Raw genomic sequence first — 16468 nt, forward strand, 5'->3', positions numbered from 1 at the left:
CTCTTAGCACAATGCAAGGACCCAAAGGAAAACTACCCTCAAGGCTTTTACCCGCATACCATTGCTTATGTTTTAATTGTAAATCACGTGCAGAAATATCATTGGCGATGCTATAACCAAAAACAAAATCCATCGCATTTTCTCTTGTTGTATTTTTACAGTCTTTGCCTATGATGACTACTAATTCGACCTCATAATCAAGCTGTGTGGTTCTCCCTGCAATGTGAAAATCATCATTGGGATTAGCGCATTCATTTACACGTTTTGCGAAATATACTGCCTCATCTCTTTTGCCGTCAAATACTTCTTTTTTAAAGCGCATGGATTCCTCTGCGTGTTCCATATAATTAATGCCCAAACAAATAACATCTTGTAGGGGATTCTTAATGGGAGAGAGAATCTTGACACTATTGAGGGGGATAAGAGGATTATTTGCATTAAGACATTGGTTAAATCTCTCAAAATGCACGATAAATTCATTCATGTTATTGGTTGTATCCAGAGGCATGACTAGAGGGTTTGTATCTTGGGGATTTTTCTCTTGCAAGATTCCTAAAAATTCTATGCCTTTATCCAAATATCTTATGAGTTTTCCTTCTAATTGCATGATTTTCCTTTCTTTTTTGGAGTGTTATAGCGATATGGCAAACTTTTATTGTTATTGAATGTTCTTTCAAGATAACACTACATCAGCATTAATAACCATTATGATTGCAAAATTTTCTGAACTTACTGCTAAGTTTGAAGGTTTTAAAGCTAATAACTTAGACTTTAAAACCATAAATGTCGATATAGAATACTATCACCTTTAAGTAATAAAATAACAAGGATAGCGTTAAGTCATTATACAAGATAGTGGTGTCCGATGTGTGATAGAGGCGAATCATGTTCAACGTTAGTGCTAAGAATCCATGCACAGCACCTGTTGAGTATAGGGGTTTTCATAATGAGATATTGAAAAGATAATGCGTTCAAATATTAGATTCTGCTCCATTAGCAAAATGTCTATCTTTTATTGTATTGTATAAAGACAATGTAGAAAATGATTAAGAGCTGTCTATGTTCTATTGCCTACATGATAGATTAAGCTTTGTAGGGTTTTACTTCTGTGCTAAATGGCATTAATTAAGCTAGAGTGTATTAATTCACATTTTAAAAACAGTGTTAATGTACATGTCAAAGTATTGCCTAGATAAATAACTAAGCTATAGTTACTGTGTTAAGGTAACTTTATATGCTACTGCTCTCTAGTGAGTTCTTTAATCTTAGGAGCTAGATGTTCAGCTAGGGTAAATTAGAATCTAAATTCATAGCTAACAAAGATTCTGGGGGAAAAATTATAGCTTTTTGACTTACGAAATGAAATATCAATACCGCTAAAGCTATTAAGCACAATAACACACCCGTATAGATATGAAGGACCGTAACTATAGCTTCGAGGGTTAGTATCAAAAGATGGTAAAAAAGTGAATCCAACATCTAAAAAATCATATCCCACTCCTCCATAAAGTAAAAAAGGCGGAATTTTCCATAAGCTTGGAGTGCCACCATACAGAATCATATAGGCACCACCACCTTTATAAACTTTAGTGTTCTCTCCAGAATATGATAGCCCCGTTTCATAATCAACCATGAATTTAAGTCCCGCAGATACTTTATAGATGCGAAAGTGATGATTAAAACCTAAAGCTATGGTAACACTAGGGATAACATTCGTTTTAGTGGCAGTATTTTGTGCAGAATTGTCAAAAGCTAGTCCGAAACCACCTTGAAAAAAGAAAAATGGCGTATGCTGAAAGGGCTTTTGCTTAGTTGTAGCATCTGCATTGTCGGATGCTTGGCAAAAACAAGAAAAAAATAAAATGAAGCTTAATATTAATTTATGTGTTTGATATTGTGTCTTGAGAGATAAAATACTGAACATAATTACCCCCGTTATGTTTGAAATCATGATTTTCCCTTAAAGCTTAAGCTGGTCTTTAGATAGCTTATCAAACCGTCTTGTCAAATTATCTCAAATTCATATTTTGATATAGGTTGTCAAGTTTGCTTTTACATTGCCATTAGCAACACAAATTCATAAAGAATCAAATGACTTAAGAATCTCAATTTGGTATTTTACTATTTTGAACATTGCAAGTGTCAATTAAGGATTCCCTTAGCAAAAATAGCATAATGAAGATTCTCTAGAATCCAAATCAAAACAAAATTCCTATGGCTAATTTTTATTCCAATTTTCAGATTTCAGAATTTCAATGTCATTGTTACTTAGTTTTGTTGCAATCTTGCTTTTAAAAGACTATTAACTTTTTGTGGATTTATACCTCTACTCTGTTTCATAACTTGCCCAACAAAAAAGCCTAGCATTTTTTCTTTGCCTTCTTTATATTCGGCGACTTTGTCCGCATTGTTGCTAAGAATCTCATCAATTACTTTAATTATTGAGTCATCATCATTAATCTGCTCTAAGCCAAGTTCTTTGATAAGAGAATCTATATTTCCTCCTCTATTTTCTACTAAGTTAGTAAGCAGAACTTTTGCTCCTGCACCACTTATTTTTTGCTCCTGCAGACGCAATAAGAGTATATACAGATTTTCTTTTGTAATTCCGCAATTTGCTAAGGTATTACCATTTTTCAATCTACCTTGCAGTTCTACTATTAGCCAAGTGCATGCAACTTTTGGTTGAATCTTCTTTTCAACGAGAAATTCAAAATATTTGACACACTCAATATCTTGTGTAATAACTTTAGCGTCATTCTCTTTAATATCTAATACTTCCGTGTATCGCTTAATTTTACTATCAGGCAATTCAGGTATCTTTTTGCCCTCATCAAGCAAAACAGGATCCAAAAATACAGGCAATAAATCGGGATCATTAAAATAACGATAATCTGCACTTTCTTCCTTGCCTCGCATGGATTTCGTAATGCCCTTTTGTGTATCAAAGAGTCTTGTTTCTTGCACAACCTCTTGTGCATATACACCAGATTCAAAAGCATTGCATTGTCGTTGCACTTCATATTCAATAGCCTTTTGAATAAATTTAAAGCTATTAAGATTCTTAATCTCTACTCGCGTGTAAAATTGCGTTTCGCCTTTTGGGCGAATGGATACATTTGCATCGCATCGAAAGCTACCTTCTTGCATGTTCGCATCGCTGATTTCTAAGAATCTTACAATAGAATGTAGTTTTTTCAAGTAAGCAATAGCTTCATCGCTACTGCGTATGTCTGGCTCGCTTACAATTTCTAAAAGCGGTGTGCAAGCGCGATTTAAATCTACTTTAGAGATATTTCCATCATGGATATTCTTACCTGCATCTTCTTCCAAATGTGCACGTGTTATGCCTATATTTTTTATGATACCATTAACTTCAATCTCAATGTTTCCTTTACCGACAATAGGGATTTCAAATTGGCTAATCTGATAAGCTTTGGGTAAGTCAGGATAAAAATAATTTTTGCGCGCAAATACCGAATTTTGATTAATGACGGCATTAATAGCTGTACCAAAAGAGATAGCTTTCTTCACTGCTTCTCTATTAAGCACAGGTAATGCCCCGGGCAATCCTAAACATACAGGACAAACATTGGTATTAGGCTTATCTCCAAAGCTAGTTGCACAAGAACAAAAAATCTTAGTTTTTGTATTTAACTGTACATGTACTTCTAATCCAATAATGGTCTCAAAACTACTCATAACTTATCCTTCAATCAATTCAATGCCAATCATTAAATCTTTAATGTAAGTTGCAATTGTAATTATATGAGGTAAATAATGCTATGATTCTAAAGAATCACAATAAAAAAGCAGAATTGATAAGTAAAATTTGAATTTCTCTACAAACAATACAAGACATACTTCATTAAACTTTAATTAGTGATTAAATGTCGAAATTAATATTTATGGTTTTGTGGAAAAGTAAATTTCTGCAATCAAGGCATAGGTTGAATATTTAAAATTTACATTCTCAATCTCTTTAAGCAATAATTTAATTTGTCTTATGTTTCTTAATTCTTCGTTATGTTTCAAAAGTCATATTTTATTGTGATTAAAAACCTAAGATTACAAATATTGCAAAATCGTAATTCATGCAACATTTCATGACATTACATCTAAAACTAGAAAAATTTTGTGTTATTCAATGCTTATAATTTTAATGATTTCAGTGTTTAAGTTTTTTTTCTATAATTGTATGAGGTTAAGTATGATTCTGAATACATTACAGGATAAGGAGTAAAATTATGCAAAACAAGGCGACCAAGAGAGGCGGCATTACACAAATACTTACTGACTTTATTACCAGCGAATCTTTTGGTGGTATCTTCCTTGCTATCTCTACTATCTTAGCACTTATAGTGGCTAATTCCAGCTTTAAACATATTTATTATGACTTTTTTCATACGCAGTTCGGATTCCAGTTTGATACTTATTTTATTGGCTTCTCTATTCATGATTGGATTAATGATGTCTTTATGGCATTTTTCTTTCTATTGGTGGGATTAGAGATTAAGCGAGAGATGATTTTTGGTGAGCTTAATTCTTTTTCTAAAGCGGCATTCCCAGCGATAGCGGCTATTGGGGGCATGATAGTACCGGGTCTTATTTATTATGGATTAAATGTAGGTACAAATTCTGCACATGGGTTTGGAATCCCTATGGCAACAGACATTGCATTTGCCCTAGGGGTCATGATGGTGTTAGGCAAACATATTCCTTTAGCATTAAAAATGTTTTTAGTTACCTTAGCTGTGGTCGATGATTTGGGTGCAATTATTGTCATTGCATTATTCTATGGCGGAGATATTCATGGCTTTTGGTTAGGTATTTCTGCCGTGATTATTATCTTATTGCTTATTTGTAATAACCTAGGTGTGAAAAGTCTTATCGTTTATTTATTTTTTGGGGTATTACTGTGGTTTGCCATTCATCTTAGCGGTGTGCATGCTACTATTGCAGCAGTAATTCTTGCCTTTTGTATTCCCGTTAAAGCAAAACACGGCTTCTCACGTTTTCAAGATTCCATTAATCATTGGGCAAGCAATTATGTTAAAGATTCTAAAGAAAATATTCTCTTAGATTCTGGACAACTAGAAATGATTCACAATATTCAGCGAATTGCTACTGACGCGCAAAATCCACTTTTACGTTTGGAACATTTCTTACAGCCATGGAGTGCTTATTTTATTATGCCTCTCTTTGCTTTTGCAAATGCTGGGGTAAGTGTGGCTTCTAATTTTGACTTTAATATTGATCATATCTTTTGGGGAATATTCTTAGGGTTGGTTATAGGTAAGCCAGTGGGTGTATTTATATCTACTTTTGTCTGCGAAAAACTTGGTATTGCAAAGCGACCAGATTCTATCTCATGGGGACATATACTTGGAGCAGGTATGTTGGCTGGTATTGGTTTTACTATGTCTCTTTTTGTGTCAGCTTTAGCTTTCGACATGGAAGAATCTAAAGAGTTAGCAAAGATTAGTATTTTACTTGCTTCGCTCGCTTCATGTATCATTGGCGTGATTTTCTTACTTTTATACGGAAAAATTAAAAAGTAACACTTTTATGTTACAATTAAAGGCTTATTTCAAGAGGTTTGTTTTATGGAATCCCTTGATTCTGAAAATTAGGAGTTGATATGCAGCAATTTGAGCCATTTATTTCCTTTGTACCTTTGGCTATACTGATTTTAGTTTTTTACTTTTTGGTTTTTCGCCCACAGCAGCAACAAAAAAAACGTCATATAGAAATGGTAACTACCCTTAAACGAGGCGATAAAATTGTTACAAACGGTGGATTTGTGTGTGAAGTGGTGAAACAAGAAGATAATTTTATTAATGTTCGCTTGGGTGATAATCAAGTGCGTTTATCTAAAGATTATGTAGCTTATAAAATCGAGCTTGCTGATGATGGGGATTCTAAACTAACCAAGTGATAAATAATATAAAATATGTGGAAAGTTCATTTAAATTTTATTCGTTAGCTTTGAGTTTGAGAACAAGCTTTACGTGTCCCATATTTGATGATTCTTACGATAATTGACTGTTTTTGAATTAGAGACTATTGATTTGTGTAGGGGATTGACTTAAAATTAAAAACTAAACACAAGATAAACAACGTACTTCAAAAAATAATAGAGAACAATATGACAAAACACAGTAATGTATATAAGCCATTTAATTATCGGCTTGCCATTCTTATAATAGCAAGTCTCTTTGCGATTATTTTTAGTATTCCTTCATTCTTTCAAGACAAAGATGCCTATCCTTTTTTTGATAAAAAACCTAAAATTACTTTAGGGCTTGATTTACAGGGTGGATTAAGTCTTTTGCTTGATGTTGATATTAAAGCGGCTATTACAAGCCGTTATACAACTATTCTTACAGATATTAGATTTCATGCTCAAAGAGAAAAAATACTCATCACGCAGCTAAAATCAGACACACAAAAAGTTAGTTTCACTCTCCTAGATTCCAATAAAGCACAAGGTCTTAATCGTATCATCGAAGAAATACAGGGCATAGAAGTAGAACAAAATGCCAACCGATATGTTCTCACTCTCACACAAGATGAAAAGAGATTGATAGAGAAAAGTGCGCTAGAGCAAGCTATCAGCACCATTCGCAATCGTCTGGATAAATTTGGATTAGCAGAACCTAGTGTTTCCAGACAAGGTATCAATCAAATCAGCGTAGAAATGCCGGGTGTAAAAACACGCGAAGAACAAGAAAGGCTTATTCAACTTATCTCAAAAAGTGCAAAGTTAGAATTTATGGCTGTTGATGAATCTTTAGCCCGAAGAATTGCAAATGGTGAGCATATTACCGATGAGGAAGCAGCCCGATATGATTCCGTGTTATTGCCATTTGCTGAAGATATAACGGGTAGGGCAAAACTTCCACTTAAATCAATTCCTATTCTTGATGGGAGTGAATTATCAGATGCAAGAACTGCAACAGATGAGAATGGGCAGCCAGCCGTAAGCTTTGAACTGAATTCCAAAGGAGCGCAAATCTTTGGAGATTTTACAGCAGAGAATATTAAGAACAGACTGGCTATTGTCCTTGATAAAAAAGTATTTTCAGCTCCTACTATCCAACAAAGAATAGGGGGAGGTAAGGGAATTATTAATGGCAATTTCACTATGCAGAGTGCTTATGATTTAGCTATTACACTTCGTTCAGGTGCGCTTCTAGCTCCTGTAAAAGTGATTGAACAACGAAGCGTAGGACCTAGCCTTGGAGCAGATTCTATACAAGCGGCTTTTATTGCTTTAGTTACAGGGTTTATTTTGGTTGTTGGTTTTATGACCCTATATTATTCTATGGCAGGAGTTTTTGCTTCACTAGCATTAGTTATTAATCTTTTATTAATCATTAGTGTTATGGCATTATTTGGTGCTACACTCACTTTACCCGGTATGGCAGGTATTGTCCTCACTGTGGGTATGGCAGTTGATGCTAACATTATTATTAATGAACGTATCAGAGAGGCACTTCGAGAAGGACACAGTATTATTAAGTCTCTAAAAGTAGGTTATGCGAATGCCTCTAGGGCAATTTTTGATGCTAATATTACTTCTTTGATTGCCTCCCTGCTTTTATATATTTATGGCACTGGCTCAATCAAAGGTTTTGCGATTACTACAAGTATAGGGATTCTTGCGTCTATTATTACAGCTATTATTGGCACACATGGAATCTATTTGTGGTTAGAACGTAGTATTGACAATAGTAAAAGATTGTATTTTTGGTTTGGTATAAAAGATTCAGATATAAAATCGATTCATCTAAAACTTAAAAAGTGAGACAATATGGAACTTTTTAAACACAATAAAATATTTGATTTTGTTTCTTGGAGTAAATATGGTTTAGCACTTTCTGTATTCTTAACTTTAGTTTCTCTGTATCTCTTTTTTGGTGTGGGATTTAATCTCGGTATAGACTTTGCTGGGGGCAGCACAGTCCAAATTCAATATATGGATAAAGCTACTCGTAATGCAGATTCTAAAAATATGAATTCTTCTAGTAATATTCCTAATACTCAAACAATAAGGAACTTGCTCAGCCATGATTCTCACTTTGATAATGCACAAGTGAGTAAATTTGGCAATGACAGAGAAATTCTTATCAAAATTCCCTTTCACCCAGATTTGCACTCTAGCATATTAGCTGACAAATTGCATGAAATACTTATGCCAAGTGGAGATTTTGAAATTCGTAAGCTTGATACTGTAGGACCAAAAGTAGGAGATGAGTTAGCACTTAGTGCCGTCATTTCTCTAATTCTTGCAACAATCGCCATGATGCTTTATGTGAGTTTTCGCTATGAATGGCGTTTTGCGCTTGCTTCTATTATTACACTTGTGCATGATGTGATGATTACTGCTGCAAGTGTTATTATTTTTAAGATTGACTTAAATTTAGAAGTAATAGCTGCGCTCCTCACATTGCTTGGATACTCTATCAATGATACTATTATCGTTTTTGATAGAATCAGAGAAAAAATGCTAGAGGGTAAAAAAATGTCTATTGAGGAAATTATCAATGAAGCAATTTCTCGTACGCTTTCTCGTACGATTCTTACTTCTCTTACCATGTTTTTTGTTGTTTTAACCTTATATATTTTTGGGGGTAAAATTATTGTAGGATTTTCACTTCCGTTATTGATTGGTGTTGTTTTTGGAACTTATAGTTCTATGTTTGTTGCACCAAAGTTGGCGATTCTGCTTGGTTTTTCGGTTGAAAAATATTATGCACGAGAAACACAAAAGGTAAAAAAAGCTGAAGAACGAGAACGTATGAGAAAACTTTATGAAGGGGGTAGAGTATAAGTGAAATATTTTGGGAATTGCTTTTGTTTGTTGGTATTCCTAATTTTACAAGTGAACGTCTATAAATCTTAATTTTGATACAATTACTTTTTCTTATTTGTAAAATAGTTCCTTAGAATCTCTCATAAAATATCAATAACCTTTGCATGATGAATACAAAGTTGCAACCTAATAATTACCCACACTTACAAATTCAAAAAACTTAAATTTCTTGCTCTACTATAATAGATTATTAATGAAATAGAATCTCAATATTGATAAGTTACCTTGAACAAACAAGCTAACTTCAAAATGACTTTGTTTGAGGTTAGGCAAAAACACTGCATTTGGCTTTTTAGCATGTTTATCCTGTCAGAGAAAACATTAATCCAAGCCTATGAGATTTATCTACAAATATTCCTGTAAAATCATAGCTATACAATGACTTTATCGGGTGGTTTCAACACAAACATTAAGAGCGATGGAATCACAAAAATACTAATAATTGTAGAAACAAAGATTCCACCACAAATCACAGCTCCTAATCCACGATAGATTTCACTTCCTGCGCCGCTAGAAAAAACTAAAGGCGCGAGAGCCAAAAGACTTGTTAGCATGCTCATATAGATTGGACGAATGCGAGAAATTGTCGCTTCATACACACTATTATAGATACTCATTTGATATTTATGTAAATGGATAAGACTCTGATACACTATTAAAATAGCGTTATTCACAACTGAACCCACAAGTATAATGAAACCTAACATCGTAAGGACATCAAGATTTTGATGCGCAATAAACGTATTGACAAATGCCAAACCTATAAAACCGCCAGCTAGCGCAAAAGGCACAGTAAAGATAATGATAATAGGATAGAGAAAGTTGCTATATAGCGCAGTTAAAAGCAAATAGGTAATCACTAACGCAAGAATAAAGCCACTACTTAAATGCGTGGCTAATTTATAGAGTTTATTGGCATTACCACTCAAAATCATTTTATTGTCTTTGAGTGCATTTTGAGATTCCATTTGGGGTTTGATAGTATTTTCTATCATTTCGATAACTTCTTGCAACGGCATAGAGGGTTCGGGGTTTATGTAAAAGAGAATATTGCGATTTTGCTCAAAATGTCTGATTTGAGAAAGCCCCATATCCTGACGAATATCTGCAAGACTACTTAGGGGCATAATTTTCCCTGACGGTGCGTAGATTTGAGAATATAAAATATCTTCTGGACTCTGTGTCATATTATCAGTTTGTAATACTAGGTCTATAATACGTCCTTCATCGTTGCGAAAATCACCTATCTTCTTACCGTCAACTACAACATCAACAATATTTCCAAAGCTTTTTACATCAAGACCATTAATTGCCAAGGAACGCATATCGGGGAATAAATTAATCTCTCTATTGCCTAAATCAAGAGAGGGAAAGGCGCGTATTCTAGCACCGGGGAGATATTGCTTTGCTAGCTGCATAAAAAGAGTGGCACTCTCAATCATAGATTCTATATCGAAGCCTATAATATTGACTTCAACATTTTCTGAGATTCCACTGCTACTAAAGATACCTTGTTCTACGACTGTGCCACTGATATTAGGGATAGAATCTATACTTTCACGCATAAGCGGAATAAGCTCTTTGACGCGTTCTGAATCATAAGAAATAGCATAAAAATAAATGCTTGTCGTTCCTGCAGAGATATAAAAATCCTTAATTGCTGGATATTGAGAATCTCCTATGAATCCATTACTTGACATGTAGGGTGCATGGTGGGCATAAATTTCTTGCAATATATTTAGTCTTTCTTGATAACTTAAGCCATTGGGTGCTTGTACGTAAGCAATAAGAAAATTTTGACTTCCTTTTGGTAGGTAGTCTAACTTAGGAAATAATGCAAGACTAGTAAAGACGCTGAAAGCAACAAATATAACAACACAAGCAATTCTCCTCCATACATTCTCAAGGCAGAATTTTACGAGACAGGTAATGATTCGGTACAAGAACTGTCCTATTGTAAAGAGAAAGGTATCAAGAATTACTTTGGGATGCATAATCTTGTTGATAAGATTCTTAGATAAAAATTTCTGCAACAACTTATGGGTTAAAATTCGTTTTATATTGTCTATAAATTGGATAAAGTGGATTCTGGAATCTAGCTCTTGTACTTTTGTTTTATGCGTGGTGTGTAAGAATTTTGTCAGACTATAGTATAGACTAGGCACGACAACAATACAAATGAGCAATGAAATAATAAGAGCAGAACTAGAGGCGAGTGCAATATCCGAAAAGAGTTGCCCTATCTCATCTTTTAGCCCAATAATAGGAATGAAAATTGCCACAGTGGTAACTGTGCTAGCAAAAAGCGCGCCTAAGACTTCCTTAGTCCCTTCTATACAGGATTCAAACATGCGCTTGCCCATACCGTAATGTCTGTGAATATTCTCCACGACCACAATGCTAGAATCTATAATCATACTCACGGCAAAGCTAACACCTGCCAATAAAATAACATTCAGACTTCTATCCATGAGATTCAGCAAAATAAAGGAGCTAAGAATAGAGATAGGAATAATCACGGTAATAACAAACACGCTAGAAAAACTTCGCAAGAAAGCATAAAGCACTAAGGCTGCAAGAATGATTCCCAAAGCAATATCATGTTGTACCAATGCGATAGCATCTTGGATAAATCCTGCACTATCTCTGCCCCAATCAATATGCAAATTGTTTTCTTTCATTTGATTATTGTTGAGTTTGTCTGTGAGTTCTCTTACTCTCTCTATAAGTTCTAAAACATTTGCGTTTGCAGTGGGGCGCACTTGTAAGGAAATAGTTTCGTCATTATTGTGTGTATTTGGTATGGTGGGTAGCTCATAGGTATCAATAACAGAAGCAATATCACGGAGATAGACAACTTGGGTATCACTTGTTTTAACGATAGTATTATAGACGTCATTAACATCCTTATATAAGCCAATTGTGCGTACCCTATAAGCTCTTTGCCCATAATCAAGACTACCAGCGGAAACATCGATATTGTGATTCTGTAATGCGGTAATAACGTCTTCTATGGTAATATGATAAAAGGCAAGTTGTTTGGTATTAAGGATTACTTGTACCTGTTTTGCAACTCCACCCACAATATCTACCATTCCCACGCCCTCGAGTCTCTCATAGAGTTTCACAATGTCTTCGTTAATATAAGTGTAAAATTGTTTAACAGATTGTTTGGTTTTAGATTTGATGAATAGATATACTACAGGAGCGATACTCTCTCCTGTTGCTTTTACTACGGGATTATCAATATTGGAGGGATAACCGCGCACTTCGGATAGTTTAGAATTAACATCAAGCAAGGCTTTCTTCATGTCAGTATCGATTTCAAATTCAAGATTTACTACTGTTACACCTTCACGACTTGTGGAAGTCATGGTGATGAGATTGGGAAGATTTTTAAGGAATTTTTCTTGTCTTTGTGTGATTTCTTTTTCCATTTCATAGGGTGTTGCTCCACTCCAAGTAGTTATAATACTCACAGTAGGGCGACTGATATTTGGAGTAAGAGAGTAAGGCATTTGCTTAATGGCTAAATAACCAAATAATAACAAAAAAATTACACCCACACAGATTACGACAGGATTTTTTACACTATATTCCACAAATTTCATAAAAAACTCTAGAGGTGATTCTATATTGCTGAAATTTAGTGTTTAAGGAATTGATTATGAGGGTTTGAGAGTATAGCTTGCTTAGAACTAGCTAACAATTCGTCTTCTTCCTCTTTAATGTCTATACTTTGAGAATGTTTGGGTTGTTCTTTGTCTTTATAAATATCAAGCTCAAATAAACTTATTGCGTTCATAAAGAGACAAGCGTCACGTACAATACTTCCATCTGTGGGTACAGCAAGCTGTATGATAGCAGAAAAAGGAACAATAACAACGCTTGCAAAATTATCTTTACCAAAGCCAGCTTCAAAAGATATTTCATTTTCCCAAATCTCAATGCTTTCAAAGGTATAACCTGCAAGGATAAAATCAATGATTGGACGAAAAGTATCTGAAATATCTGCGGGTAAAATAGGGTCAAACTGTACTTTTGACACATCACATTGCAGATAAAAGTGCAGTTGATGGTGTACTAGGCTTTCTATAATTTCCTTTGCATGTCTGGCTAAAAGCGGTTTGAGATATTGTTTATACATAGTATTTTCTCCTTAAGGATTCTTAGAAATTCTTGGGCTTTTGGATATCAGACTCTCCTTATTTCTTGATGCAAAGTAAGTGTATTGGGAATTGTATCATAAGAATAATATTCGCATGAGTTTTTTGTTGTGTTATTCAGAGTGTGCAATTTCAAATCTATCGCGCATGTTATATAATCCACATTTTTTATCTACAAGCCACAATGCAGCACTAAGTGCTCCTTTAGCAAAAGTTACTCTTGAGGTAGCATTATGCGTTAATTCAAGATACTCACCTTCGCCATAGAATCCCACAGTGTGTTTGCCAACAACATCCCCACCGCGTAAACTAAGCATGCCAATTTCATCTTTTTTCCTAAGTGCTAATCCTTCTCTGTTAAATTTTAGATATTTTTCATTTAAGTTACGCGCCTTTAATGCGCTCTCTGCAAGAGTGTGTGCTGTGCCTGATGGAGAATCTTTTTTGTATTTGTGGTGAGTTTCTATAATCTCTATATCAAAATCGCGTAATTCACGACTTAAAAGGGCGACTATCTTTTCTAACACTGCTATACCATAACTCATGTTTGTTGCATATAAAATAGGTGTTTTATTGCTAGCTTTTCGTAAGAGTTTTTTTTGAGTTGGAGTTAGTCCTGTTGTGCCGATAACCAAAGCTGGAATGTCTTGTGAATCTGCAGAGGAATCAAGAACAGATTCTAAAAGCAATTGAGTAGCTTCTGGGCTTGAAAAGTCAATAATTACTTCATTAGATTCTATAAATGAGGACATATCGCTTGTTACAAGCGTGCTTGAGGGGATATTGTATTGCAGTTCATTGCGCACATAAACGCTTGCTAACTGACATTTCTTGTGTGAGAGTATTTCTTCAATTAAGAGTTTTCCTACACGACCCGTTGCTCCAAAAATCCCTATTGTTATCATTTTTATTCCTTAGTGATGTATTTCTTCATAAGCTACAATTATCCTATATAAATAGGAGCTTTTTTCTTTGTAAAATATTCTACTGCTTGCTTGGGTGTTATCATCATGTCTCCTTAACTTAAAATTTAGTCCATCATCGACTTTTTAAGTCTTTTGCACATTGCAATACAAATTGAGCAAGAAATCGCTCATCTTGCATTTTTTCTTGGATAGACATCATTTTTTGTGGATTTGATAAACGCTCGCTCAATGAAGAATCTATGATCAGCTTTACTTCTTCATCACTGAAACTCTTAGTCGCTGCTTTCGCAGCACACTGCATTATCTCATTAGGAATGTTCTGTCCTGAAACGCTATTCAATAATTTAAGATTTTCAGCAAGCTGTTTTTCTAGTTCAGTTCTTAAATCTCTAGGCTCATCACTGCCACATCCGCAACACATTAAAATCAAGACAACCATTACTGCATATTTCATTATTATTTCTCCTTTAGCTTTAAACCTTTTTATCACATCTCACTTCTTTAAATCTAATAATTCCTAAGCACTAAGTCCTTTTTATCTAAGGGTTCAAGCTCGATTTGATAATAAGCCAAATATTCAGAATAAGGCTGCTCAACACTATGGGCAAACATCAACTCCCCATCTGCCTCATTATCATGCACAAAAAAAGTGCCTGATAAATATCCTATAGGAATGACAGATTCAGGATTACTAGTAGAACATACTTTAGTCTGCTTATATAGCTCTTCCTTTTCCTTTTCATATAAAGCACTATTCCATTTGCCACTGCCCACGCCCCAAATATATTTTTTACCTTTTTCAGACGAATAAGGAATTGCAATTTCTTTATACAACCCTTTATCTTCTCGATATGCAAAGGCTCCTTTTTCAAGTGCCAAACCTTCAAATATTGCTTCCTGTCCTTCGATAATGCTACCCACTAAAGCCCCCGCAACTAAATCAAATTCTTTGCTATCTCCTAAATGCTCAAGATAGGTATCTCCCGCCTTAATAAGTTTTTCTCTATAACGAACATCATAACTTGAATGAAAATAATCTAAGATTTTAGAAAGTACAAGAGGTTCTCTTTCGCCCCTTGCAATCGTAGATTTTTTAGGGTCATAACAATAAGCAATATCAAGCTTCACAGGTTTATCTACATTTTTTTGTAAAAATTCATAGAGTTCCTTGCGACTTTCTACTGAATGCAAAAAGATTTGTTTTTCTTGAATACTCTTTTTCGCCAAATTATTGGGACAAACACAGCTATAATGCACTACACCCACAACCGAAGCAATAAAACCAATAATGACTTTTTTCTCAAACACTGCCATATTTATCCCCTCTACATTTTGCATCAAAATTATAAATAAAATCCAAAGATTTTTTCAAACACCTATACCCAATAAGTGTTTGAAAAAATCTCCACAACGCAATAAAAAATATCATTAACCATTATACCATAATTTTTAGAGCAGAATTTGACTAGGATTTTATAAGTCAGTACCAAAAAGCAAGGTCTCATTTTATAGAACTCACTTCATTAAAAACATTCAATTCTAGTTAAGCCTCCAACAGCAAGTACCATTAAGATTTAAAAGGACAATCATTTGTTTTAAGATGATTAAGATTAATTAAGAAAGATTCTACCTAGAGTAATGGGCAAATCAGGGTATGGGAAGTTTTTTACTATGGCAGTCATAAAGCTTGTTTCATTATTTCTGCATGTTTATTATAAATTTTTCTAGTTTTTAACTCTACCTATTAAGAAATTTAAGAAATGTGATTCTAAATGTTAAATGTCCGTTGTATAGTGAGAATTTATCATTAAGAGTTGCCTATATAAAAATAAAATTAAAGTTTTCTTGCATAAAACTTTTAGCCTATTAGAGTGTGCTATTTTGAGAGAATATAATCTAGCTTTGCTGCTAGCTTGCAAGCTTTTAATTTAAGATAAAGTAGAAAGAACATTACAGGATTTATTGATGAAAACATTGTTTTGTTGTTTTGTGCTATCACAATTACGAATTTTTTATTACTCAATACCATTGTGTTTGGGTTTAGAGAGAATCTACATTGGCTTAATCTTCCATACATTGATGACTTTTGTTATTTAAGATAAGATGACCACCTTAAATAAGGCAAATATAAGAGTTAGGAGCATGGCTTGATTGTGATAAACATGAGTTAAAAAGCGTTATGTATCTCTCAAACCAAGTACAAACTAAGTTATTATAAAGTCTCAAATAATTATGGCAAGCTAGAGTGATTTTTGTATAACATAATATACAATTCCAGAACTTCCAAACTTGCGGGCGTTATACCACTAATAGAAGCTGCCTCTTGCAAATTTTTTGGTTGATATTTGCTTAGCTTTTCGATAACTTCAAGGCTTAGACCCGAAATCCCTTGATAAGTAAAACCATTTGGAATCTCCAAACTCAAAGCCTTTTTACTGCGAGCAATTTGCTCTTCTTGCTTGCGAATATAATCGTGATATTTTGCAATGATTCTAAGC

Annotated in this window: 12 protein-coding genes and 1 pseudogene; 4 read left to right on the forward strand and 9 right to left on the reverse strand. The window is 34.2% G+C overall.

Features of this window, described 5'->3' with window-relative positions:
* From CQA44_RS09285 to gatB, 3 genes are all read right to left on the reverse strand, one after another.
* The coding region (locus CQA44_RS09285; protein WP_147289781.1) for a fumarylacetoacetate hydrolase family protein at positions 1 to 607 on the reverse strand (607 nt) is incomplete at its 3' end.
* Positions 608 to 1294: 687 nt separating this feature from the next.
* On the reverse strand, positions 1295 to 1951 hold the full coding sequence (locus CQA44_RS09290) for a hypothetical protein (RefSeq protein WP_115546980.1): 657 nt from the start codon (positions 1949 to 1951) through the stop codon (positions 1295 to 1297).
* A 317-nt stretch (positions 1952 to 2268) separates the two neighbouring features.
* Positions 2269 to 3702: an Asp-tRNA(Asn)/Glu-tRNA(Gln) amidotransferase subunit GatB gene (gene gatB / locus CQA44_RS09295; RefSeq protein ID WP_115546981.1), complete on the reverse strand. Its 1434-nt coding sequence runs from the start codon at positions 3700 to 3702 to the stop codon at positions 2269 to 2271.
* 545 nt (positions 3703 to 4247) lie between these two features.
* On the opposite strand from gatB, the gene nhaA reads away from it, so the two are divergent.
* The 4 genes from nhaA to secF all read left to right on the forward strand — a co-directional run bounded on the left by nhaA (position 4248) and on the right by secF (position 8836).
* Entirely contained in the window at positions 4248 to 5561 is a 1314-nt protein-coding gene (nhaA, locus tag CQA44_RS09300) for a Na+/H+ antiporter NhaA (RefSeq protein WP_115546982.1), read from the forward strand.
* 80 nt (positions 5562 to 5641) lie between these two features.
* Positions 5642 to 5938 (forward strand): preprotein translocase subunit YajC, encoded by a 297-nt coding sequence (gene yajC / locus CQA44_RS09305; protein ID WP_115546983.1) that lies wholly within the window; start codon positions 5642 to 5644, stop codon positions 5936 to 5938.
* Positions 5939 to 6148: 210 nt separating this feature from the next.
* Positions 6149 to 7810 (forward strand): protein translocase subunit SecD, encoded by a 1662-nt coding sequence (gene secD, locus CQA44_RS09310; protein ID WP_115546984.1) that lies wholly within the window; start codon positions 6149 to 6151, stop codon positions 7808 to 7810.
* 6 nt (positions 7811 to 7816) lie between these two features.
* Positions 7817 to 8836, forward strand: coding sequence for a protein translocase subunit SecF (gene secF, locus CQA44_RS09315; protein WP_115546985.1), 1020 nt, complete (start codon positions 7817 to 7819; stop codon positions 8834 to 8836).
* 413 nt (positions 8837 to 9249) lie between these two features.
* Here the strand turns inward: secF and CQA44_RS09320 are convergent, their stop codons facing one another.
* From CQA44_RS09320 to CQA44_RS09350, 6 genes and pseudogenes are all read right to left on the reverse strand, one after another.
* The gene (locus CQA44_RS09320) at positions 9250 to 12489 is read right to left on the reverse strand and encodes an efflux RND transporter permease subunit (protein ID WP_115546986.1); all 3240 of its coding nucleotides are present in this window, start codon (positions 12487 to 12489) and stop codon (positions 9250 to 9252) included.
* A gap of 35 nt (positions 12490 to 12524) precedes the next feature.
* Positions 12525 to 13025, reverse strand: a complete 501-nt coding sequence (locus tag CQA44_RS09325; RefSeq protein WP_115546987.1) for a hypothetical protein — start codon at positions 13023 to 13025, stop codon at positions 12525 to 12527.
* Between the two features lie 132 nt (positions 13026 to 13157).
* Positions 13158 to 13949 carry a 4-hydroxy-tetrahydrodipicolinate reductase gene (gene dapB, locus CQA44_RS09330; RefSeq protein WP_115546988.1) on the reverse strand — a complete coding sequence of 264 codons (792 nt, stop codon included), beginning with the start codon at positions 13947 to 13949 and terminating at the stop codon, positions 13158 to 13160.
* Between the two features lie 133 nt (positions 13950 to 14082).
* Positions 14083 to 14424, reverse strand: a complete 342-nt coding sequence (locus CQA44_RS09335) for a hypothetical protein (RefSeq protein WP_115546989.1) — start codon at positions 14422 to 14424, stop codon at positions 14083 to 14085.
* 53 nt (positions 14425 to 14477) lie between these two features.
* The gene (locus CQA44_RS09340; RefSeq protein WP_115546990.1) at positions 14478 to 15284 is read right to left on the reverse strand and encodes a hypothetical protein; all 807 of its coding nucleotides are present in this window, start codon (positions 15282 to 15284) and stop codon (positions 14478 to 14480) included.
* Between the two features lie 916 nt (positions 15285 to 16200).
* Positions 16201 to 16468 (reverse strand): annotated as a pseudogene (locus CQA44_RS09350) (tRNA uridine-5-carboxymethylaminomethyl(34) synthesis enzyme MnmG); the annotation flags it as partial.

This window comes from Helicobacter sp. MIT 14-3879 (genome assembly GCF_003364125.1).